The organism is Micromonospora parathelypteridis, from assembly GCF_014201145.1.
GTDB lineage: Bacteria > Actinomycetota > Actinomycetes > Mycobacteriales > Micromonosporaceae > Micromonospora > Micromonospora parathelypteridis.
Genome location: NZ_JACHDP010000001.1, coordinates 6657598 through 6679313, shown reverse-complemented (window position 1 = coordinate 6679313; position 21716 = coordinate 6657598). Strand labels below are relative to the sequence as shown.

Annotated in this window: 23 protein-coding genes; 13 read left to right on the top strand and 10 right to left on the bottom strand. The window is 71.2% G+C overall.

Annotated elements, in window-relative coordinates; genetic code table 11:
* Nucleotides 1-22 precede the first annotated feature (22 nt).
* From HNR20_RS32525 to arc, 3 genes are all read right to left on the bottom strand, one after another.
* Nucleotides 23-238, bottom strand: coding sequence for a ubiquitin-like protein Pup (locus HNR20_RS32525; protein ID WP_184186930.1), 216 nt, complete (start codon nucleotides 236-238; stop codon nucleotides 23-25).
* A gap of 104 nt (nucleotides 239-342) precedes the next feature.
* Nucleotides 343-1860 carry a depupylase/deamidase Dop gene (gene dop / locus HNR20_RS30165; protein ID WP_373291063.1) on the bottom strand — a complete coding sequence of 506 codons (1518 nt, stop codon included), beginning with the start codon at nucleotides 1858-1860 and terminating at the stop codon, nucleotides 343-345.
* A gap of 341 nt (nucleotides 1861-2201) precedes the next feature.
* Nucleotides 2202-3986, bottom strand: coding sequence for a proteasome ATPase (gene arc, locus HNR20_RS30160; protein ID WP_184186927.1), 1785 nt, complete (start codon nucleotides 3984-3986; stop codon nucleotides 2202-2204).
* Between the two features lie 178 nt (nucleotides 3987-4164).
* On the opposite strand from arc, the gene HNR20_RS30155 reads away from it, so the two are divergent.
* On the top strand, nucleotides 4165-4458 hold the full coding sequence (locus HNR20_RS30155) for a ferredoxin (RefSeq protein ID WP_184186924.1): 294 nt from the start codon (nucleotides 4165-4167) through the stop codon (nucleotides 4456-4458).
* 52 nt (nucleotides 4459-4510) lie between these two features.
* Here HNR20_RS30155 and HNR20_RS30150 read toward each other — a convergent pair whose 3' ends face one another.
* Genes HNR20_RS30150 through HNR20_RS30140 form a run of 3 tightly spaced genes read right to left on the bottom strand, consistent with a single transcriptional unit; the run spans nucleotide 4511 to nucleotide 7219 of the window.
* Nucleotides 4511-5083 (bottom strand): hypothetical protein, encoded by a 573-nt coding sequence (locus HNR20_RS30150; RefSeq protein ID WP_110567382.1) that lies wholly within the window; start codon nucleotides 5081-5083, stop codon nucleotides 4511-4513.
* 46 nt (nucleotides 5084-5129) lie between these two features.
* Nucleotides 5130-6131, bottom strand: a complete 1002-nt coding sequence (locus HNR20_RS30145) for a tRNA (adenine-N1)-methyltransferase (protein WP_373291064.1) — start codon at nucleotides 6129-6131, stop codon at nucleotides 5130-5132.
* The gene (locus HNR20_RS30140; RefSeq protein WP_373291089.1) at nucleotides 6128-7219 is read right to left on the bottom strand and encodes a site-2 protease family protein; all 1092 of its coding nucleotides are present in this window, start codon (nucleotides 7217-7219) and stop codon (nucleotides 6128-6130) included. Before HNR20_RS30140 ends, HNR20_RS30145 begins: the two co-directional genes overlap by 4 nt.
* Nucleotides 7220-7359: 140 nt before the next feature.
* Here HNR20_RS30140 and HNR20_RS30135 point away from each other — a divergent pair, with 140 nt between their 5' ends.
* From HNR20_RS30135 to HNR20_RS30115, 5 genes are all read left to right on the top strand, one after another.
* On the top strand, nucleotides 7360-8274 hold the full coding sequence (locus HNR20_RS30135) for a RecB family exonuclease (protein ID WP_184186918.1): 915 nt from the start codon (nucleotides 7360-7362) through the stop codon (nucleotides 8272-8274).
* A gap of 238 nt (nucleotides 8275-8512) precedes the next feature.
* The gene (locus HNR20_RS30130; RefSeq protein WP_184186915.1) at nucleotides 8513-9199 is read left to right on the top strand and encodes a response regulator; all 687 of its coding nucleotides are present in this window, start codon (nucleotides 8513-8515) and stop codon (nucleotides 9197-9199) included.
* A 355-nt stretch (nucleotides 9200-9554) separates the two neighbouring features.
* A complete protein-coding gene (locus HNR20_RS30125) occupies nucleotides 9555-10322 on the top strand; it encodes an ABC transporter ATP-binding protein (RefSeq protein ID WP_184186912.1) in 768 nt (255 codons plus the stop codon).
* The gene (locus tag HNR20_RS30120) at nucleotides 10322-12877 is read left to right on the top strand and encodes an ABC transporter permease (protein ID WP_184186909.1); all 2556 of its coding nucleotides are present in this window, start codon (nucleotides 10322-10324) and stop codon (nucleotides 12875-12877) included. Before HNR20_RS30125 ends, HNR20_RS30120 begins: the two co-directional genes overlap by 1 nt.
* Nucleotides 12878-13042: 165 nt before the next feature.
* On the top strand, nucleotides 13043-13420 hold the full coding sequence (locus HNR20_RS30115; protein WP_184186907.1) for a carboxymuconolactone decarboxylase family protein: 378 nt from the start codon (nucleotides 13043-13045) through the stop codon (nucleotides 13418-13420).
* A 15-nt stretch (nucleotides 13421-13435) separates the two neighbouring features.
* On the opposite strand, the gene HNR20_RS30110 is transcribed toward HNR20_RS30115, so the two are convergent.
* Together HNR20_RS30110 and HNR20_RS30105 are read right to left on the bottom strand one after the other, a co-directional pair.
* Nucleotides 13436-14092 carry an HAD family hydrolase gene (locus HNR20_RS30110; protein ID WP_184189286.1) on the bottom strand — a complete coding sequence of 219 codons (657 nt, stop codon included), beginning with the start codon at nucleotides 14090-14092 and terminating at the stop codon, nucleotides 13436-13438.
* 119 nt (nucleotides 14093-14211) lie between these two features.
* Nucleotides 14212-14955, bottom strand: a complete 744-nt coding sequence (locus HNR20_RS30105) for a neutral zinc metallopeptidase (RefSeq protein WP_184186904.1) — start codon at nucleotides 14953-14955, stop codon at nucleotides 14212-14214.
* Nucleotides 14956-15122: 167 nt separating this feature from the next.
* Between HNR20_RS30105 and HNR20_RS30100 the strand changes: the two genes are divergently transcribed.
* The 3 genes from HNR20_RS30100 (at nucleotide 15123) to HNR20_RS30090 (ending at nucleotide 17353) form a co-directional block, all read left to right on the top strand.
* Nucleotides 15123-15485, top strand: coding sequence for a hypothetical protein (locus tag HNR20_RS30100; protein ID WP_184186901.1), 363 nt, complete (start codon nucleotides 15123-15125; stop codon nucleotides 15483-15485).
* Between the two features lie 209 nt (nucleotides 15486-15694).
* Nucleotides 15695-16087 (top strand): YciI family protein, encoded by a 393-nt coding sequence (locus tag HNR20_RS30095; protein ID WP_221311167.1) that lies wholly within the window; start codon nucleotides 15695-15697, stop codon nucleotides 16085-16087.
* Nucleotides 16088-16090: 3 nt separating this feature from the next.
* A complete protein-coding gene (locus tag HNR20_RS30090) occupies nucleotides 16091-17353 on the top strand; it encodes an RNA polymerase sigma factor (RefSeq protein ID WP_184186895.1) in 1263 nt (420 codons plus the stop codon).
* Nucleotides 17354-17361: 8 nt separating this feature from the next.
* Here HNR20_RS30090 and HNR20_RS30085 read toward each other — a convergent pair whose 3' ends face one another.
* Nucleotides 17362-18462: a calcium:cation antiporter gene (locus HNR20_RS30085; RefSeq protein WP_184189284.1), complete on the bottom strand. Its 1101-nt coding sequence runs from the start codon at nucleotides 18460-18462 to the stop codon at nucleotides 17362-17364.
* An 89-nt stretch (nucleotides 18463-18551) separates the two neighbouring features.
* Between HNR20_RS30085 and HNR20_RS30080 the strand changes: the two genes are divergently transcribed.
* Nucleotides 18552-18914, top strand: coding sequence for a metalloregulator ArsR/SmtB family transcription factor (locus HNR20_RS30080; protein ID WP_184186893.1), 363 nt, complete (start codon nucleotides 18552-18554; stop codon nucleotides 18912-18914).
* Entirely contained in the window at nucleotides 18911-19426 is a 516-nt protein-coding gene (locus tag HNR20_RS30075; protein ID WP_184186891.1) for an SRPBCC family protein, read from the top strand. Before HNR20_RS30080 ends, HNR20_RS30075 begins: the two co-directional genes overlap by 4 nt.
* An 8-nt stretch (nucleotides 19427-19434) precedes the next feature.
* Here HNR20_RS30075 and mug read toward each other — a convergent pair whose 3' ends face one another.
* Nucleotides 19435-20010, bottom strand: a complete 576-nt coding sequence (gene mug / locus HNR20_RS30070) for a G/U mismatch-specific DNA glycosylase (RefSeq protein WP_184186888.1) — start codon at nucleotides 20008-20010, stop codon at nucleotides 19435-19437.
* A gap of 74 nt (nucleotides 20011-20084) precedes the next feature.
* On the opposite strand from mug, the gene HNR20_RS30065 reads away from it, so the two are divergent.
* On the top strand, nucleotides 20085-20828 hold the full coding sequence (locus HNR20_RS30065; RefSeq protein ID WP_184186885.1) for an SAM-dependent methyltransferase: 744 nt from the start codon (nucleotides 20085-20087) through the stop codon (nucleotides 20826-20828).
* 37 nt (nucleotides 20829-20865) lie between these two features.
* On the top strand, nucleotides 20866-21675 hold the full coding sequence (locus HNR20_RS30060) for a CPBP family intramembrane glutamic endopeptidase (protein WP_184186882.1): 810 nt from the start codon (nucleotides 20866-20868) through the stop codon (nucleotides 21673-21675).
* Nucleotides 21676-21716: the final 41 nt, after the last annotated feature.

Genomic DNA, 21716 nt, shown 5'->3' with positions numbered 1-21716 from the left:
GTCCGTTTCGTCCGGCTATGCCCTACTCGCCGCCTTTTTGTACGTAACCCCTCACGAACTCCTCTGCGTTTTCTTCGAGGACGGAGTCGATCTCGTCGAGGAGGTCGTCGACGTCCTCGGTGATCTCGGCATGCCGCTCGGCCACCTCGGGGTTGGCCTCGGTGGTGACGTCCTCGACTTCCTCGCCCTGACGGGACTTGCCGGACTGCGACTGGCCGCCGCTGTCATGAGTGGCCACTGCTGCCTCCTCCACGATCGTCTGCGATGAACTTACCTCGCGCGGGCGACGAAAAGCCCGCCGCGCGCCGGCTTGCGGCACACGACGGGCATCCGGACGCGTGTTCAGCCCCCGGTCAACGTCTCCAGCAGGTCCTTGGCGCTGGCGCAGCGGTCGAACAGTGCTCCGACGTGCGCACGAGTGCCACGCTCCGGCTCCATCATCGGCACCCGCACCAGCGACTCCCGACCCACGTCGAAGATCACCGAATCCCAGCTCGCGGCCACCACCTCGGACGCGTACTGGGCGAGGCAACGGCCGCGGAAGTAGGCGCGGGTGTCCTCCGGCGGCTCGGTCATCGCGGTACGGGTCTCGTCGTCGGTGAGCAGCGTCTTCATCGCCCCCCGGCTGACCAGCCGATGGTAGAGGCCCTTCTCCGGCCGGACGTCGGAGTACTGCAGGTCGACCAGTTGGAGCTTGTGCGCGCCCCAGCCGAGCTTCTCGCGCTCCCGGTAACCCTCCAGCAGCCGCAGTTTGGCCACCCAGTCCAGCTCGTCGGCGCAGAGCATCGGGTCGCGGCCGAGCCGGTCCAGCACGCTCTCCCAGCGGTCGAGCACATCGACGGTCTGCTCGTCGGCGTCGGTGCCGTACCGGTCGTCGACAAAGGACCGGACCCGCTCCAGGTACGCCCATTGCAGGTCCAGCGCGGTGAGCCGGCGACCGTCGCGCAGTCGCATGCGGTGCGACAGGCTGGGGTCGTGGCTGACCGCGCGCAGCTCGCTGACCGGGTCGGCGATGCCGAGGTCGGCGCCGAGCGCCTTCTCCTCGATCATGTTGAGGATCAGCGCGGTGGTGCCGACCTTGAGGTAGGTGGAGATCTCGGAGAGGTTGGCGTCGCCGATGATGACGTGCAGCCGGCGGTACTTGTCGGCGTCGGCGTGCGGCTCGTCGCGGGTGTTGATGATCGGCCGCTTGAGGGTCGTCTCCAGGCCCACCTCGACCTCGAAGAAGTCGGCGCGCTGGGAGATCTGGAAGCCGCTCTGCCCGCCGTCCTGGCCGATGCCGACCCGGCCGGCACCGCAGACGATCTGGCGGGTGACGAAGAACGGCGTCAGGTACGCCACGATGTCGGCGAACGGGGTCTGCCGGCGCATCAGGTAGTTCTCGTGGGCGCCGTAGCTGGCGCCCTTGTTGTCGGTGTTGTTCTTGTAGAGGTGGATCGGCTGACTGCCCGGGATGGTGGCGGCGCGACGCGACGCCTCGGCCATCACCCGCTCGCCGGCCTTGTCCCAGCGCACCACGTCCCGGGGGGTGGTGACCTCCGGGGTGGAGTATTCGGGGTGGGCGTGGTCGACGTAGAGACGTGCGCCGTTGGTGAGTATCACGTTGGCGAGGCCGAGGTCCTCGTCGGCCAACGCCTCGGCGGGGTCGTAGGCCGCTCCGGAGTAGGTGAAGCCGCGGGCGTCGCGCAGCGGCGACTCTTCCTCGTAGTCCCAACGAGCTCGCCCGCCCCGGTTCAGTTCTGGGCGGGCCCCATAGGCGTTGACCACCTGTGATGAGGTGACCATCGGGTTGGCTCCGGCCTGTCCGGGCACGGAGATGCCGTACTCGACTTCGGTGCCCATGATCCGACGTACCGTCATGCGACCACTCGCTTCGCTCGCCCCTGGAGCCGGCGTACCCGCCGCTCACACCATCGAGACTAGTCTGCGCGGTGGCCCACCGCGCGGCCCTGCCGGCGGCGCGGCGTGGCTACCGTGCCGGGGCGACGTGGAGTGGCATCACGGTGAGGCCCGCCCGCGGCGACGGGCTCGCCGCGCGGATTCCGTCGATGGCCTGCTGAGCGGCCTGGTCGGCCACCAGCGGCCGCAGTGGACGAGGGCTGCGACGCAGAAGCTGCGCGGTCCGGGCGGACTCGACGGAGGCGGAGAAGCAGAAGCACGCAGCGGCGGCACCGGACGAGTCCGGTGCCGCCGCTGGACGATCAGAGGTACTGGCCGGTGTTGCTGGCGGTCTCGATGGACCGGCCGGCCTCAGCGCCCTTGCCACCGGAGACGAGCGTGCGGATGTAGACGATCCGCTCGCCCTTCTTGCCAGAGATGCGGGCCCAGTCGTCGGGGTTGGTGGTGTTGGGGAGGTCCTCGTTCTCGCGGAACTCGTCGACGCAGGAGTCGAGCAGGTGCTGCAGGCGCAGCCCCTTGCGAGCGGAGGTGAGGAACTCCTTGATGGCCATCTTCTTGGCCCGGTCGACGATGTTCTGGATCATCGCGCCGGAGTTGAAGTCCTTGAAGTAGAGGACTTCCTTGTCACCGTTGGCGTAGGTGACTTCGAGGAAGCGGTTCTCCTCGGTTTCCGAGTACATCCGCAGCACCACGGCGTCGATCATCGCCGCGACGGTGGCCTGGGGGTCGGCTCCGTGCTCGGCCAGGTCGTCCGGGTGCAGGGGCAGTCCGGAGAGGATGTACTTGGAGAAGATGTCCTTGGCCGCTTCGGCGTCCGGTCGCTCGATCTTGATCTTCACATCGAGCCGACCGGGGCGCAGAATCGCCGGGTCGATCATGTCTTCCCGGTTGGAGGCGCCGATGACGATGACGTTCTCCAGCCCCTCCACGCCGTCGATCTCGCTGAGCAGCTGCGGGACGATGGTGTTCTCCACGTCCGAGGAGACACCGGAGCCGCGGGTCCGGAAGATCGAGTCCATCTCGTCGAAGAACACGATCACCGGGGTGCCCTCGCCGGCCTTCTCCCGTGCGCGCTGGAAGATCAGCCGGATGTGCCGCTCCGTCTCGCCGACGTACTTGTTGAGCAGCTCCGGGCCCTTGATGTTGAGGAAGAAGCTGGTGTGCTTCTCCTTGCCCTGCCGTTCGGCGATCTTCTTGGCCAGCGAGTTGGCCACCGCCTTGGCGATGAGCGTCTTGCCACAGCCGGGCGGGCCGTAGAGCAGGATGCCCTTGGGCGGACGGAGCTGGTGCTCACGGAACAGGTCCGCGTGCAGGAAGGGCAGCTCCACGGCGTCCCGGATCTGCTCGATCTGCGACTGGAGGCCACCGATGTCGCCGTAGTCGACGTCGGGCACCTCCTCCAGGACCAGCTCCTCGACCTCGCTCTTCGGGATCCGCTCGTACGCGTACGCCGAGCGGGGCTCGATCATGAGCGAGTCGCCGGCGCGGATCGTCGAGCCGATCAGCGTCTCGGCGAGGTGCACGATGCGCTCCTCGTCGGAGTGCGAGACCACCAGCGCCCGGTCACCCGGACCGCCACCTGGTCCCTCCAGGATCTCCTTGAGCATCACCACCTCGCCGACCCGCTCGTAGCCGAACGCGTCGACGATGTTGAGCGCGTCGTTGAGCAGGACCTCCTGACCGCGGCGCAACTCGGCCACGTCCAGTGAGGGCGAGACGGAGACCCGCAACTTGCGGCCGCCGGTGAAGACGTCCACCGTGCCGTCCTCGTGCTTGGCCAGGAAGACGCCGTAACCACTCGGCGGCTGTGCGAGCCGGTCGATCTCCTCCTTGAGCGTCACGATCTGCGTGCGAGCCTCCTTGAGGGTGCTCACCAGCCGGTCGTTGTTCTCGGTCAGCCGCGCCAACTGTGCCTGGGTGGCCGCCAGCCGCTCTTCGAGCTGCCGGACGTGTCGGGGGCTCTCGGTCAACTTACGCCGCACCAGAGCGAGTTCCTCCTGAAGGAACGCGACCTGCGTGGAGAGATCGTGGGCTTCCTTCTCCCACCGTGCGGCGCGCGAGTCCGCGTCGTCGCTGCGTGCTGCCACGTCCCACCTCCCCGGGGGGCTTGAACGTTCTGCCCTAACACTAGCCGCTATGAGGCCGATTCGGTCCCATGCAACACCCTCGTCACCGAACCTTGATCGCCAAGGGTGGCCCGGCGGGCCGGTACCGGCGTTCAGGTACCGTCGGACCGTACGACGCGAGAACATGGGGGGTGCACTGATGGCCGAGGTCGCGACCGATCAGCTGCAGGTCTGGGTGGACCAGGATCTGTGCACGGGCGATGGGCTCTGCGTGCAGTACGCGCCGGAGGTTTTCGAGTTCGACATCGACGGCCTGGCGTACGTCAAGGGCGCCGACGGTGAGCTGCGGATGGCGCCGGGCAGCCGCGTCGACGTGCCCGAGCACCTGCGGCTCGAGGTGATCGACTCCGCGAAGGAGTGCCCGGGCGACTGCATCCACGTGGTGCGCGGCGACGGTGTCGAGGTCGCCGGGCCGGACGCCGAGGAAGACTGATCACCGGCCGGCCGGGCCACACGGCCCGGCCGGGCCCAGGACGGGGTACGCCTCAGAGCATCGGACGGCCGACCACCGATGCGACCAGCCGCGCGAACTCCTCCAGCCGGGCGATCTGCCCGGCCCCGCCGTCGTCGAGGGTCTTGCCGAAGCGCAGCGCGTCGTGCCGTGGCGTGCCGACCATCTCCTCGCTCGGCGGCGCCTCGTCCAGCGAGGTGAGCAGCAGGTAGACGTCGATGCTGTCGACCCGGATCTCGCCGCTGTCGGAGCGGTTGAGCCGCCGCCGGCAGCCGACCTCGGTGACGGTGGAGACCGGCACCACCCGCAACGACGAGGTCATCGAGCCCGGCGGGCCCTCCTCCGGCGGTACGTCCTCGCCGTGCCAGAGGATCAGCCGACTGCCGTCGCAGACGACGACCTCCTGCCACACGCCGTTGACCTCGTTGACGAAGCGTTCCAGGGTGAAGCCGAGCACCGACGCGCCGCGCAGCACGCCACCGAGCGCCTCCAGGGCCACGTCCGGGTCGCGCAGGTAGGCCCGCGCCGCCGACTCCAGATCCTGGTAGGGCGACCAGTCGGGGAAGACCGCAGGGAGGTCTCCGCCGCCGTAGCCCGGTCGGCTCATGCCAGCGTCTCCCCCTGCTCGGCGGTGCCGGCACCCAGCTCGATGGTCACGGCCTGTCCATCTCCCCCGTACCGTTGGGTTGCGCGCCTGCCGCCTGGGCGGCTGCGGCCTGTCGGGCCGCCTCCGCCGCGCGCAGGTCCTGGCGGCGCTGCACGTACGCCTCGGTGCCCTTGCTGGGCTTGCGCCGACGCGGCGGCGCGGTGACTCCCGGGGCCAGCTTGCGCGCGGACACCAGGAACGCGGTGTGCGCGATCATCCGGTGATCCGGCCGCACGGCGAGGCCCTCGGCGTGCCAGTCGCGCACCAGGGACTCCCAGGCCCGCGGCTCGGTCCAGCCGCCGCGCTCGCGCAGCGCCTCCACCAGCTCGGACAGCTGCGGCGTGGTGGCGACGTAGCCGATGAAGACCCCGCCCGGCACCAGTGCCCGCTCGACCATGTCGAGAGTTTCCCAGGGCGTCAGCATGTCCAGGATGATCCGGTCGAAGCCGGTCTCCTGGCACTGTGCGACGTCACCGACGTGCAGGTTCCACGACGGGTGCGGCCCGTTGAAGAACGCCTCGACGTTGCGCTTGGCGATCTGGGCGAAGTCGTCGCGCAGCTCGAAGGAGTGCAGTTCACCCTCGGTGCCGACGGCCCGCAGCAGGGAGCAGCTCAGCGCGCCGGAGCCCGCGCCGGCCTCGAGGACCTTCGCGCCGGGGAAGATGTCGCCCATCGCGACGATCTGCGCCGAGTCCTTCGGGTAGATCACCTGGGCGCCGCGCGGCATGGACAGCACGTAGTCCGACAGGAGTGGCCGCAGGGCGAGGAACGCGGTGCCGCCACCGGAGGTGGTCACCACGCTGCCGTCGGGGAGCCCGATCAGCGCGTCGTGCGCCAGGATGCCGCGGTGGGTGTGGAACTCCTTGCCGGGCTCCAGCGTCACGGTGTGCATCCGCCCCTTGGGGTCGGTCAGCTGGACCCGGTCGCCGGGCCGGAACGGCCCACGGTGCACGGGTGTCAGCGCCGGGGTGGCGGGGTCGGCTCCGACGGTGGAGGGAGTTGCGGTCACGGTGTCATCTTCCGGTTGGGTTCGAGGAGCTGTGCCAGGTCCGCGATGTGCAGAATGCCGACGACATCTTCGCCTGACGTCACCACGTACTGCGCGCCCGGGTGGGTCTGTACGGCGTCCATCACCCGCTCGCCGTCCAGGCCGACCGGCAGTGAGGGAAGTGTGCCCAGTGATCGGGCGACGGCGTCCACCGCCAGCCACGGTCGGCGTTCGACGGGCACCGCGTCGGCGGCGGCCGGGTCGACCAGCGCCACCGGCCGGCCGGCCGAGTCGGTGACCAGCAGGGGCGCGCCGGGCTGCCCGCCTTCGGCGCGTCGGCGCTGGGCCTCGGCCAGGGGCGTACCGGTGGCCACCGGCCAGACCGGACGGGCCAGCCGGGCGAGGTCGATCAGCGGGAAGCGGCGGCCGACCCGGGCGGCCCGGATCGCCTGACCGGCGCCGCGCCAGAGGGTGACGGCGACCAGCAACATCAGCGGCAGCGCCAGCGGCGCCAGGTAGTCGGCGAGGGTGAGGAGCAGGACCAGGGCCGCGGTGCCCACGGCGACGACGCGCCCGGCCCACCCGGCGACCTCGGTGCCGAGGTGCCGGTCGCGGGTCATCCCCCATACCGCCGCACGCAGCGCCCGGCCGCCGTCGAGGGGCAGACCGGGCAGGCTGTTGAACACCGCGACGATGACGTTGCTGACCGCGAGCTGGAAGGCGAGTTGGTGGGCCACCGTCCCCTCGGGCAGGGCAAGCGTCGCGGCGACCGCGACGCCGCCGAGCACCGCGGACACGGCCGGGCCGGCCAGCGAGACCAGCAGGTCGATGCGGGCGGTCGGGGCGTCCCGGTCCATCTCGGTGTAGCCGCCGAGCAGTTCCAGGGTGATTCCGCGCACACCGATGCCGTAGCGCCGGGCGGTGAGGGCATGGCCCAGCTCGTGCAGCAGCACCGAGCCGAGCAGCGACACCACGAATCCGAAGCCGATCAGGTAGCCGCTGATCTGCGGCAGGTCCAGCTGTCGGCGGGCGAACTCGGCGTACAGCACGGCGATGAGCACCGCCAGCAGGACCATCGAGCCGTTGAGGTGCAGCGGCACCCCGAACACCCGGCCGACGTTCAGGCCGAGGCGCCGGTCGGGTCGGCGCGGCGGGCGGGATGTCTGCTCCATCGGCACGATGCTACGGACCGTCGCTGTACGGGGCGGGCGGCGGTCGGTGTCACACCGGTGCCCTAACCTTTGCCGACATGACGGCGGAACCGGTCACCACCTCCCAGCCCACCTCCCCGGCGCAGGCGCCGCCTACGGTGCGGGCCTCGCTGTCCCCGTCGCGTGCGGCGGATTTCAAGACCTGCCCGCTGCTGTACCGGTTCCGCAGCATCGACCGGCTGCCCGAGCGCACCACCATCGAGCAGGCCCGGGGCACGCTGGTGCACGCGGTGCTGGAGCGCCTGTTCGACCTGCCCGCGCAGGGCCGCACGCCGGCGGCCGCCGGCGACCTGGTGGCGCCCCAGTGGGACCGGCTGGTCACCGAGCAGCCGGAGCTGGCCGGGATCTTCGACGGGGCCGAGCCGGCCGGTCCGGTGGAGTTCCTCCGCTCGGCAGCCGGGCTGCTGGAGGGCTACTTCGCGGTGGAGGACCCGACCCGGCTGGAGCCGGCCGAACGGGAGAGCCTGATCTCGGCGGTGGTCGACGAGGAGTTGTTGATCCGGGGCTACCTCGACCGGCTCGACGTCGCACCGGACGGCGCGCTGCGGGTGGTCGACTACAAGACCGGGGGCGCGCCACGGGAGGCGTTCGAGGCGCGGGCGTTGTTCCAGTTGAAGTTCTACGCGCTGGTGCTGTGGCGCACCCGGGGGGTGGTCCCCAGGGTGCTGCGACTGCTCTACCTGCGCGACGCCGAGGTGTTGGACTACACGCCGGACGCCGACGACCTGGTCCGCTTCGAGCGCACGGTGGTGGCCCTGTGGAGGGCGATCGAGCAGGCCACCGCCCGGCAGGATTTCCGGCCTCGGCCGAGCCGCCTCTGCGACTGGTGCAGCCACCAGGCGCTGTGCCCCAGCTTCGGCGGCACTCCGCCGCCCTTCCCGGTCGCGGCGGCGAGCGCCGACCCGCTGCGCGATTCCCGGTCCGCTCCGGTGGCGCCGGGCGCGGACGAGTGACGGCCCCCGGGCGACGTTCGCGCCCCGCGCGGTGAGACCCGCCGGGCCCCGACGGCCCTGATCGCTCGCGCCCGGTGCGCTCTCGTGCCGACGCCGATGCCGGAAAGCCGACCAAAGCGGTGCCGTTCCGGTCGGGACAGAGCGACGGGCCGGCCAATACGGTGATCCGCGACGCACCGGCCGGTGTACGCGAGGATGACCGGTGCGGCAGCAGGACGCCGGCTGGACAGGAGACGACATGACCGATCGGGCGGCCCCGGCGCGGCCGGTGCGGATCCTGCTCGCCGACGACCAACCGCTGCTACGTACCGGGTTCCGGATGGTGCTGGGCACCGAGGGTGACCTGGACGTGGTGGCGGAGGCCGGTGACGGCCTGGAGGCGGTGGAGCTGTCCCGCCGGCTGCTACCCGACGTCGTTCTGATGGACATCCGGATGCCCCGGATGGACGGGGTCGCCGCGACCCGGGCGATCGTCGACGCTCGACTGCCGGTGCGGGTGCTGGTGCTGACCACGTTCGACCTGGACGAGTATGTGGTGGGCGCGTTGCGTGCCGGGGCCAGCGGGTTCCTGGCCAAGGACGTGCCGGCCGAGGAGTTGATTTCGGCGATCCGCACGGTGGCGGGCGGGGACGCGGTGGTGGCGCCACGGATCCTGCGGCGGCTGCTGGACCGCTTCGCCACGCTGTTGCCCGACCCGACGGCGACGCCGTCGGCGGCGCTCGACGCGCTCACCGAGCGCGAGCGCGAAGTGCTGGTGCAGGTCGCCCGAGGCCTGTCCAACGCCGAGATCGCGGCGGTGCTGTCGGTCAGCGAAACCACCATCAAGACCCATGTCGGGCATGTGCTGACCAAGCTGCGGCTACGCGACCGGGTACAGGCCGTGGTGCTGGCGTACGAGTCGGGTCTGGTCCGCCCCCGGGCGTAGCCTCCGCCGTCCCGAGTACCTCACCCGGCGTACTCGAAGATCCCACCCTGGGGGGACGTAGGCCGTTGCCGTCGTCACCTACCGTGACCAGAGGTGGCTCGGCGCGGTTGACCCTCCTGTGGCGTCAGGTGGGAGCGTCGGGCCGACGGCGTACCGCACGATCGGAAACACGGTCGACCGGGCGTCGAGTCAGGGGCAACCCTGACTCGGCATGGGGGTGCACCCGCAGCGGGAAATCCGCGCGGGGTCAGCCCGTGGGCGGACGGAACGGGCGTGAGCAGCGCCGATGATGGAACAGTCGCGCCGGACCATCGGGGGGCGGCGTGAATTCGGACAGACGGAAGAGGTAGATGACGTGACCGCGACGGTAGGCCGGCAGGCGCAGGCCGCGGCCCGGGCGAACGACGTGTGGAAGGTGTACGGCAGCGGCGAGGCTCAGGTCATCGCGCTGCGGGGGGTCAGCGCGGAATTCGAACGTGGCCGGTTCACCGCGATCATGGGGCCGTCGGGTTCCGGCAAGTCGACGCTGATGCACTGCCTCGCCGGGCTTGACTCGGTGACCCGGGGGACGGTGGCGATCGGTGAGACGACCGTCACAGGGCTGGGTGACGCGGGGCTGACGAAGCTGCGCCGCGACAAGGTTGGCTTCATCTTCCAGCAGTTCAACCTGCTGCCCACGCTGACCGCCAAGGAGAACATTCTGCTGCCGCTGTCGATCGCCGGCCGCAAGCCGGAGGCGGCCTGGTACGACACGGTGATCGACACCGTCGGTCTGCGCGACCGGCTGGACCACCGGCCGGCGCAGCTCTCCGGCGGCCAGCAGCAGCGGGTGGCGTGCGCGCGGGCGCTGGTCTCCCGTCCCGAGGTGATCTTCGCGGACGAGCCGACCGGAAACCTGGACTCACGCTCCGGCGCGGAGGTGCTCAACTTCCTGCGCGACTCGGTTCGCGAGCACGGCCAGACGATCGTGATGGTCACCCACGACCCGACCGCCGCCGCGTACGCCGACCGGGTGGTCTTCCTCGCCGACGGGCAGATCGTCTCGGAACTGATCGAGCCGACCGCCGAGACGGTGCTGGACACCATGAAGAAGCTGGACACCCCGGCTGAGGTGGGCAACTGATGTTCCGGGCGACAATGAAGAGTCTGCTGGCCCGCAAGGTCCGGCTGATCCTGTCCGGGCTGGCGGTGGTGCTCGGGGTGATGTTCGTCTCCGGCGCCTTCGTGCTCACCGACACGCTGGGTCGCTCCTTCGACTCGGTCTTCGCCGACGGCTTCTCCGAGATCGACGTGAACGTCGCGGCGAAACCGAAGGTGGAGCTGAGCGAGTTGGAGGGCGAGCAGACCTCCGCCCCGCTGCCCGCCGCCGTGGTGGACCGGGTCAAGCAGGTGCCGGGGGTCGCTTCGGCGACCGGCATCGTCAACGCCGACGGCGCTCGCGTGATCGGCAGCAACGGCAAGGTGCTCACCTCGTTCGGTCCGCCGCAGTTGGGCGAGAACTGGACCGGCGAGAGCGAGCTGATGCAGTTGCGGGAGGGGCGCGGGCCGCAGGCCGAGGACGAGATCGTGATCAACAAGTCCTTGGCCACCGCGGCGAAGGTGCAGGTCGGCCAGAAGGTCGGCGTGCTGACCGCGTTCGAGTCGAAGAAGCGGGACTTCACGCTCGTCGGCATCATGGGCTACAGCGGTGACCGCGACTCGATCGGCGGGGTCAACGAGGTCTTCTTCACCACGCCCGTGGCGCAGCGGCTGATGCTCGGCCAGCCGGACACGTTCAGCAGCATCACCGTAGCCAATGCCGGCGGGGCCTCCGACGAGGCGCTGCGCGACGACGTGGCTCGCGCCCTGGGCCCGGACTTCGAGGTGAAGACCGGCGAGCAGGTCGCCGCCGACGCCTCGGCGAGCCTGAAGGAGGGCCTGTCCTTCTTCAACAAGATCCTGCTCGGCTTCGCCGCGGTGGCGCTGCTCGTGGGCACCTTCCTCATCCTCAACACCTTCTCGATCATCGTCGCGCAGCGGACCCGGGAACTGGCGCTGATGCGCGCCATCGGGGCCAGCGGTCGGCAGATCATCGGTTCGGTGGTGCTGGAGGCGATCGCGGTGGGGCTGATCGCCTCGGTCCTCGGCCTGGCCGCGGGCATCGGGATCGGCGCGCTGCTGGCGTTCCTGTTCGGCAAGCTGGCCGGCGGTCTCACCCTCGCCGGGATCGGCGTGCCGGCGGCCGCGGTGATCGGTTCGTTCGCCGTCGGTCTGATCATCACCGTGGTGGCGGCCCTGCTGCCGGCGCTGCGGGCGTCCCGGATCCCGCCGATCGCGGCCATGCAGGACGTGGCCACCCCGGACCGGCCGTTGACCAAGGTCACCGTGGCCGGGTCGCTGGTCACCGGCGTCGGCGCGGTGCTGCTGTTCCTCGGGCTCAGCGGCAACGCGCGCGGGCAGACGCTGCCCACCATCCTCGGTGGGGTGCTGTTCGCCTTCATCGGCGTGGCGCTGCTGACCCCGCTGATCAGCCGGCCGGTGGTGAGCCTGCTCGGTGCGATCTTCTCCTGGTCGGTTCCGGGCAAGCTGGGCCGGCTCAACTCCGGCCGCAACCCCCGCCGGACGGCGATCACCGCTGCCGCGCTGATGGTCGGCATCGCGCTGGTCACCGGCGTCACGGTGATCCTCGACTCGGCCAAGGGCAGCATCAGCGCGCTCGCCAAGGACACCATCAAGGCCGAATTGGTGATCGCCGGGGTGCAGGGCGGTCCGCGTCCGCCGAGCTTCGACCCGGGGGTGCTGGACCAGGCGAAGACCCTGCCCGGTGTGCGGCTGGTCGACGGCGAGTACGGCGACATGGCGAAGCTCGACGGCGAGAGCACCTGGGTCGCGGCGAGCAGCGACATCACGTCGCTGCGGCAGATCTTCGGCGCGAAGGCCACCGCCGGTGACATCGACCGGCTCGGGCCGACCCAGATGCTGGCCAGCTCCGACACCGCCACCTCCCGTGGCTGGTCAGTGGGCTCCACGGTGAAGGTGCAGCTCAACCGGGGCGAGGCACGGACGTACACGATCAGCGGCATCTACGAGTCCTCGCAGCTGACCAACCCGGTGACGCTGCCGGTGCAGGCCGCGAAGGACTTCGCCATCCCGCAGCCCATCCAGGGCTTCATCCAGCTCGCCCCCGGCACCCGGGTGTCCGACGTGCAGCCCCAGGTGGAGACGCTGCTGGCGGACAGCCCCGAGGTGTCGGTGGCCGACATGGACGCGTTCATCAAGCAGCAGACCGGTCAGCTCGACGGGCTGCTCACGATGATCCAGATCCTGCTGGCCCTGGCCATCGTGATCGCCGTGCTCGGCATCATCAACACCCTGGCGCTGTCGGTGCTGGAGCGGACCCGCGAGTTGGGTCTGCTGCGGGCGATCGGCCTGCGCCGGTCGCAGACCATGGGCATGATCACCGTGGAGGCGGTGGTGATCTCCGTGTTCGGCGCGCTGCTCGGCGTGGCGGTCGGCACCGGCCTCGGCGCCGCGGTGGTCGAGGCGCTCAAGGACGAGGGCATCACCGACCTGATCCTGCCCTGGGGGCAGATGGGTGTCTTCCTCGGTCTCGCCGCGATCATCGGGGTGGTGGCCGCGGTGCTACCCGCCATCCGTGCGGCACGGATCAACGTCCTGGGCGCGATCGCCCACGACTGATCGCACCACCGAGGCCCCCGGTCGCCGTGCCCGGCGATCGGGGGCCTCAGCCATCCGGCATGGTCGTTTGGCCTCGGCTGCAAGCGTCCGAGTGCCAGACTGGTGGCGCCGGCAGGGCGCCGGTCCGCCAGCGACCCAGGCGGCGGCGAGCCGGGGTCCGGTGACATGACCGATCAGGATGCGTACCCGCGGGCACTGGACAACGCCGAGCGGCTGCTCGGTCAGCCACTGGTGCTGCCGCTCGGCGATGGCGAGCCGCCCGTCGGGCACGATTTCCGTCGCCTCGCAACGGTGCAGACGTTCGGCGAGGCATGGCCCCGGGAAGGCTTGGACCTGCGCAGCCGCTGCCTGGTCTCGGTGGCAATCGCCGCCGCCCTCGGCACTCATGAGCCGCTGCGCGGCCAGCTGCGCATCGCCCTGAACTCGGGCGTGACCAAGGAGGAGATCGTCGAACTGTTCATCCACCTCGCCGCGTACGCGGGGGCCGCGAGGGCCTTCGACGGCTACCAGGTGGTCGGGGCGGTCTTCGCCGAACGCCCCTGATCCACGCCGGCCCCGTCAGCCGGTCGCGCCGGCCCAGTCGGCAAGCAGCCCGGCGAGAAACTCCAGGTCCACGCCGGTCAGGCTCTCCACCTGGTGTACGCCGGCAATGCGCCCGAGTGGCACCTCCACCGGTACGGCCAGCACCGCCGCGCCGGACGCGAGCGCGCTGGCCACCCCGGTCGGGGAGTCCTCGATCGCCACGCAGCGCTCGATCGGCACGCCCAGCAGCCGGGCCGCGGTCAGGTAGGGCTCGGGGTGCGGCTTGGCGGCGACCACCTCGTCGCCGCAGACCACCGTGTCGAAGTTGTCCCGGCCCAGGGTGTCCAGTGCGATCTCGACCAGCGCCCGGGGGCTGGAGGTGACCAGCGCGGTGGGGATCGCCGCCGCACGAACCGCGCGCAGCAGGGCGAACGCGCCCGGCCGCCAGCGCAGACCGGAGCGGAACAGCTCCAGGATCCGGGCGTTGATCCACGCCGCGCTGATCTCCGGATCCCGTTCGGGCTGCCCCAGGTCGTCGTGCATGATTCGCATCGACTCGGCCATGCTGGTGCCGACGATCGACCGCCGGGCCTCGGCGGAGAGCTCCGCGCCGTACTCCTGCGCGAGTTCCTGCAGCGCCACATCCCACAGCTTCTCGCTGTCGACGAGCGTGCCGTCCATGTCGAAGAGCACTGCGGCGGGGTGATGGCTGCTCAGCGGATCCTCCAGGGTCGTGGCGACACCGGCGATCCTTCCAGGCCCCGGCACCGCCGGTGACCGCGATGGCCACCGACGTGATCCGGGCAACCCGCTCAACCCAGGTCGCAGGCCTCCAGTGAGCGCTCGTAGCCGCGGAAGAACGAGTCGGTGCGCTGCTCGGCGGTGCCGTGCGAGCCCTCCGCGAACCACGGTTGGTCCGGGTCGTCGCCAACCGCCGCCACCCCCTCGCGGAACTCGTCCAGGTCGCCCTCGGCCAGGGTCAGGGCCCCGGAGCGCACCGAGTCACCGAGGTACGCCCCGGCCATGCAGTCGGCCTGCAACTCCTGCTGGATGGTGAAGCTGTAGTTGATGCCGAGCCGCACCTGGATGCCGTGGGCGTACTCGTGGCCGAGCAGGTAGAACACGAACGCGTCGCCGACCTGGCGGAACGCCCCCACCGACCAGGCGACGTCGTACGCGATGAAGTCGCCCTGCGAACAGTAGACGGCGTTGTTGCGGGGCAGCGGCTGGCCGCCGCAGGACACCTCGCCCTCCCGCTGGTACGGGGTGATCCGCCGGATCGGCTGGAACCGCTGCGCGGACGCCTTGAACTGGGCCGCCCAGTATCGCTCGGCGATCGCCTGCGCGTCGGCGACGTCCTGCTCGAACTCGGCGACGCTGGTGGTGCTGTCGGCCCGGGTGGTGTTCGCCTCCGGAGATGCCTTCGACACCTCCGGTGCGGGGCGTTCACCCTCCGGCTCGGCCAACCCACCGCCGGCGCAGGCGAGCGACACCAGTGCGGCGATCAGGAGGCCCACCAACGGGCCTCGGGCGTTGCGTCCCGACCGTGCCACCACTGTGTCCTCCCCTGGCGTCGGCGCTGCGCTGCGCAGTACCCCGACGATACGACCGCCACGCTCACGCACCGGTTTCACGTCCGCTGGCGGCGGATGGTTCACGGCACCGACGTTCTACGGCCAGAATGACCCGGGGCGGGTGCAGCCGTCCGGCGAGGAGGGTCGTCGTGCACGAGCTGGGCAGCCGCCTTCGACGTCAGCCGGCCCCGCCGCACGTCGTGTGGCGTTCGCTGCGCGACCCGTACGAGGTTGGCAGCCGCCCCTGGCTGGAGCTACGTGACGACGAGGTGCCGCCCCGGGTGGTGGCCGGCTACGCGCCCGTACTGCTGATCTGGTCGTCGCTGTGGCCGCACCGGCCGCTGGACCGGATCCGTTTCGACCTGGCGGCCCACCGGCCCGGTCCGGAGTGCGCGCTGCGGTGGACCCTAACCACCGATGGGGAGGTGCCAAGCGAGAGCACACTCGGCTACCTGCGGCACCGGCTCAACTACCTGATCAATGACCGCCTCCGCCGCTCCTACGGCCAGTAACCCGTCCCCGCTCCCCCACCCCACCCCACCCCTCCCCCGGTTGATCATGAAGTTATTGCCCTCGATGTCGGCGTGTCGGGGGAATAACTTCATGATCAGCGGATCGAATCGGGCGGGCGGGGTGTCCGGGTGGGGGGTTGGGCTTCGACGTTTCTGGTAGGTGGTGCCGGAGGCGGTGCCCGCGATACGAGGAGACACCCGTGAAGTACATGATTCTGCTGTACGGCTCCCAGCAGGACTACGACGTGCTGTCCGGCCGGGCGACCGACCGGCCGGCCATGTCGGCCGAGCAGATCGCGGCGATGCACAAGCACATGGAGACCTTCCACCAGGCGCTGGCCGAGTCCGGCGAGTTGGTCGACGCCCGAGGCTTGAGCGAGCCGGTGCATGCCCGCCGGGTGCAGGTACGCGAGGGCGCGCCCGTGGTCACCGACGGCCCGTACCCGGAGACGCAGGAGGTCCTCGCGGGTTACACGATCGTGGAGTGCGCCAGTTTCGACCGGGCCACCGAGATCGCCGCCGGTCTGGTCGATCCGGACGCTCCCGGCGGGTACGTGGACGTGCGGCCGGTGCTGGAGGGCGTCGAGGACCTGGCCGGCTGACCGGTGCCGGAGACTCCCGTCGAGGACCTGCTGCGCGAACTGGCGCCGCAGGTCCTCGGCGCGCTGGTACGCCGCTACGGGCACTTCGACACCGCCGAGGACGCGGTGCAGGAGGCGCTGATCGCCGCGGCGGGCCGTTGGCCGCGCGACGGCGTACCCGAGAATCCGCGCGGCTGGCTGATCACCGTCGCGTCCCGCCGGCTGACCGACCTGCTGCGCCGCGAGCAGGCCCGGATGCGGCGGGAGGACACGGTGGCCCGGTGGGTGCTGCCGGAGCAGTGGCGCGCTCCGCCGGCCGATCGACCAGCGGCGGACGCCGACGACACGCTCATCCTGCTGTTCCTGTGCTGCCACCCGGCGCTGTCACCGGCGTCGCAGATCGCGCTCACGCTGCGAGCGGTGGGCGGGTTGAGCACCGCCGAGGTGGCGCGCGCGTTCCTGGTGCCGGAGGCGACGATGACCCGGCGGATCAGCCGGGGAAAGCAGCGCATCCGCGACACCGGCTTGCGGTTCGCGCCACCCACCGACGCGGAGCGCGGCGACCGGCTCGCGGCCGTGCTGCACGTGCTCTATCTGATCTTCACCGAGGGGTACGCGCGCACCGCCGGCCCCGGGTTGCTACGCGCCGACCTGACCGCCGAGGCGATCCGGCTGGCCCGCCTGGTGCAGCGGCTACTTCCCGAGGATCCCGAGGTCACCGGGTTACTCGCGTTGATGCTGCTCACCGATGCCCGTGCTCCGGCGCGGATCGGCCCGCACGGCGAGTTGGTGCCGATGGCCGAGCAGGACCGCGGCCGCTGGCGGGCCGACCAGATCGCCGAGGGGGTCGAGCTGATCACCGCGGCGCTGCCGCGCGGGGTTGTCGGGGCGTACCAGGTGCAGGCGGCCATCGCGGCCGTGCACGACGAGGCGCTCAGCGCGGCGGCCACCGACTGGGCGCAGATCACCGCCCTGTACGAGGTGCTGCTGGGCATCTCCGACAACCCGGTCGTGGCGCTCAACCACGCGGTGGCGGTGGCGATGAGCAGAGGCGCGTCGGCCGGCCTGGCGCTGCTCGCCGACCTGGCCGACGACGCCCGGCTCGCCGACGATCCCCGGCTGCCGGCCGCCCGCGCCCACCTGTGGGAGCAGGTCGGTGAGCGGATCGCGGCGCGGGAGGCGTACCGGATGGCGGCGACGCGCTCGACGAACCTGGCGCAGCAGCGCTACCTGAACGCCCGCGCGGATCGTCTGGCGGACGATCCGCCGGGCGGCGGGAGTCGGTGACGGCGGGGTCAGGGGCTGGCGGCGAGGAAGACGAAGGCGGCCAGCAACACCAGGTGTACGCCGCCCTGCAGCACGTTGGCCCGGCCCGGCACGACGGTCAGCACCGCCGTCACCGCGGTCAGTGCGAGCAGCGCGAGCTGGGTGCCACCGAGGCCGAGCAGCAGCGGACCGTCCAGCCAGATCGAGGCGATCGCGATGGCCGGGATGGTCAGGCCGATGCTGGCCATCGCGGAGCCGAGGGCGAGGTTCAGGCTGATCTGCACCCGGTCGCGGCGGGCGGCGCGGGCGGCGGCCAGCGTCTCCGGCAGCAGCACCAGCAGGGCGATGATCACGCCGACGAACGCGTGCGGCAGGTTCGCCGCCGCCACCCCGGCCTCGATGGTCGGTGAGACGGTCTTGGCGTCGCCGACCACGGCGACGAGCGCCACCAGCAGCAGCCCCAGGCTGACCAGCGCCGCGCGGGTCGTCGGCGGTTTGGCGTGCTCCTCGGCGTCGATCACCCGGCCCTGACTGTCGACCGGCAGGAAGTAGTCGCGGTGCCGGCCGGTCTGCACGAGCACGAACAGGCCGTACAGCGCCAGCGACGCGACGGCGGCGAAGGCGAGCTGGGCCGGGCTGAACTCCGGGCCAGGTCGGGCCGTGGTGAAGGTCGGAATGACCAGACTCAGGGTGGCCAGGGTGATCACGGTGGCCAGCGCCCCGCCGGTGCCCTCCGGGTTGAACACGGCGACACGACGGCGCAGCGCCCCGAGCAGCAGGGACAGGCCGAGTATCCCGTTACAGGTGATCATGACAGCGGCGAAGACGGTGTCGCGGGCGAGCGACTGGGTCTTCTCCGGCCCGCTGATCATCAGCGTGACGATGAGGGCGACCTCGATCACGGTGACCGCGACGGCGAGCACCAGCGACCCGTACGGCTCCCCCACCCGGTGGGCGACCACCTCCGCGTGGTGCACGGCGGCGAGCACCGCCCCGCCCAGCAGCACCGCGACCACCACGATGATCGGGCCGGGCAGGTCTCGCCCCCAGGTGACGATCAGCACCAGGACAGCGAGCACGGGTACGGCGACGGTCCAGTCGGTCACGCGGGAGCGAAGCAGGGCGGTCATGCCGTACAGACTGCCAGGCCAGGTGATCATGTGCCCACCATCGACGCAGCGACGACCCAAATCCGTAACTTGTAGGTTACGCTTCCGGAGTGGATGAGGTGGCCACCGCGATCGCGGACCCGGTACGACGGCACATCCTCACCCTGCTGCGCGACGAACCACTGGCCGCCGGCGACATCGCCCGGCGGTTCGCGATCAGCCGGCCCGCGATCAGCCGCCACCTGCGGGTGCTGCGCGAGAGCGGGCTGGTCCGCGACGAACTGGTTGGCCGGCAGAGGATCTACCACCTCGACCCCGGCCCGCTCGCCCCGCTGCTCGACTGGCTCGCCGGGCTCGTCACCACCGACCGGTGGGAACGGCACCTCGACGCGCTGGAGACCGAGGTCTATCGCACCCGCCGAGAGCGCCGCAGCAGCGGCCCGGCGGAGCACCGAAGGGAACGCACCGCATGACTCGTACGCCCGCCGGACGCCTGTTTCGCACCGCCACCGGCCACGACCTCGTCCTCACCCGGACGTTCCGCGCCCCGGCGGCGGACGTCTGGGCCAGCCTGACCGAGTCGGAGCGCACCGCGCGCTGGTTCGGTCCGTGGGAGGGCGACGCCACGCCCGGACGGACCATCCGGGTCCAGATGGCGTACGAGGAGCAGCAGCCCTGGTGTGACGTCCACATCGACGCGTGCGAGCCCCACCAGCGCCTCGCCGTGTCGATGATCGACAGCTACGGCACCTGGCTGCTGAAGCTGTCGCTGACCGAGACCGACGGCACCACCGAACTGCGTTTCGTCCAGCACCTGACCAACCTGGAGGGCATCGCCGAGGTCGGCGCCGGCTGGGAGTACTACCTGGACATGCTGGTCGCCGCCCGGGACGGCGCAGCCCGGCCCGAGTTCGACGACTACCACCCCGCGATGCAGCCCTACTACCAGGCCCTGGCCGCCGAAGGCGCCACACCGCACGCCTGAGCCCCAGCTCACGCCTCGGCCCCCAGCTCACGCCGTAGCTTCGCGAACTCGGCGGTCAGAGCCGGCAGCGGGAAGTGCGCGTTCAGGCCACTGGGGTTGGGCAGCACCCACACCCGAGCCGGGCCCAGCCGACCGGGCTGCGGACCCAGCTCGGCCTTGGGCCGGACAAAGGCGATGCGGTACGCGGTCACCCCGAGGATGGCCACCCACCGCGGCCGGTACCGCTCGGCCTTCACGGCCAACCCCGTGACCCCGGCCACCAGCTCCGCCGACGTCAGCTCGTCGGCGCGGGCGGTGGCCCGGTTGCTCAGGCTGGTGATGCCGAGGCCCTGCCGCAGCAACTCGTCGTGTTCCCACGGGTGCAGCTCCCGGTCGGTGAATCCGCCACCGTGCAGGGCCGGCCAGAACCGGCTGCCCTTACGGGCGAAGGGCAACCCCACCGCGGCGGAGTAGAGACCCGGGTTGAAGCCGCAGAACAGCACCCGCAGGCCCGGGCCGATCACGTCCGCCAGGCCCCGACCGGCCGCCGCCGCCACCTCCTGCGGGGTTGGCCGCCGGGGCGGGCCCGACCTCTGCGCGTCCACCTCACCGATCCTGCCGTACTCCCGGGTGCCGGACCCGGCGCACGCCGACGATCACCGCTTGGCACCCTCAACGGATGCAGTCAGCCGACCACCTCGCCACCAGCCGCTACGCGCGGATGCGCTGGAACACCCCGCTGTCGCAGGAGCACGCGGCGTTGCTGCTGCAGCGACTCGACGTCCGCCCCGGCGCGCGCGTACTCGATCTGGGTTGTGGTTGGGGTGAGCTTCTGCTGCGGGCGGTCGCCGCCGGGGGCGTGTCCGGCCCGGTCGCGACGAGGGGCGTCGGCGTCGACACCGACGGCGCCGCCCTCGCCCGGGGGCGGCGGCTGGCCGCGGATCGGTCGCTGAACCGGCACGTCGCCTTCGTCATGGGGGAAGTGGCGGCCTGGCAGGAGCCGGCCGACCGGGTCCTCTGCATCGGCTCGGCGCACGCCTTCGGTGGCACCGGCGCCGCCCTCGACGCGCTCGCCACCCTGGTCCGACCGGGAGGAAGGCTGCTCTTCGGAGACGCCTACTGGGACCGTCCCCCGCCGCCGGAGGTCGAGCAGATCTTCGGCCCGGACGTCGTGACCCTCCCGGGGCTGATCGAGGCAGCCCGGGAACGGGGCTGGCGGGTGCTGCACCTGAGCACCGCAGACCAACGGGAGTGGGACGACTTCGAATCCACCTGGCTCGCGGGCCGCCAGGAGTGGCTGCTGACGTACCCGGAGGATCCCCGCGCGGCCGACGTCCGCGCGGAACTCGACGACCGGTTGCGCCAGTACGTCGGCGGCTACCGGGGCATCCTCGGCCTCGCCTACCTCGTCCTCGGCCGGTGACGGTCTGCCATTGACGCCGCTGGCTACGCTGCGCGTGGTGAGCACCCAACCTCGCCTCGCCATGCCGCGGCGGATCATCATCGTGTTCAGCGCCACCGTGCTGGTATGGATGGCGCTCGGGGCTCTTCTCGACCGCGACTACAATCGCCCGACCCATGCCGTCGGGGCGATCATCACGACGGTGCTCGTCGTACCCCTGGTCGTGCTTGCCCGCCGTCTGCTCGACCGACGCCCCTGGGCCGGCCTCGGGCTGCCGCCCCTGCGGGTCGGTTGGCGGCGTCTGCTGCTCGGCATGGCCTGCTGGCTCGTCCCCGCCGCTGTCGGCTTCGCGCTCTGCCTCGGCCTCGGCTGGGTCGAGATCAGCGTTCGGACATCCGTCGGGGACGCCCTGCGGGTGGCGGCGTTGCTGGTCGTGCTCGTCTTCCTGAAGGAGGCGCTGCCGGAGGAACTCGTCTTCCGCGGCTACCTGCAGCACAATCTCGCCACCCGACTGCCGGCGTGGCAGGCGGTCATCGGGCAGGCGGCGTTGTTCACCCTGTTCGGATTCCTCACCGGGGCGGCCAGATCCGTCGACCGGCTCGTGCTCTTCACCGTCTTCGCGCTCCTGCTGGGTGCCTTCCGCGCCGCCACCGGCGACATCTGGGCGGGCATCGGCTTCCACGTCGCCTTCCAGACGGTCGCCCAACTGTTCGGTGACGTGGGGGCGGTCTTCGACGTCACCGGGTCCGGCGTCCTGGGAGTCGTGGCGCTGGGAGCCATACCGTTCTCGGTCAGCTGGCTCGTCATCCGACGTCTGTACCGGGACCGCCTGGACTGGCAGGCCCTCGAAGCGGACCCGGCACGTTGACGGTCCGGACCCTCGGTGTTCGGCCCACCGACCCGACCGGC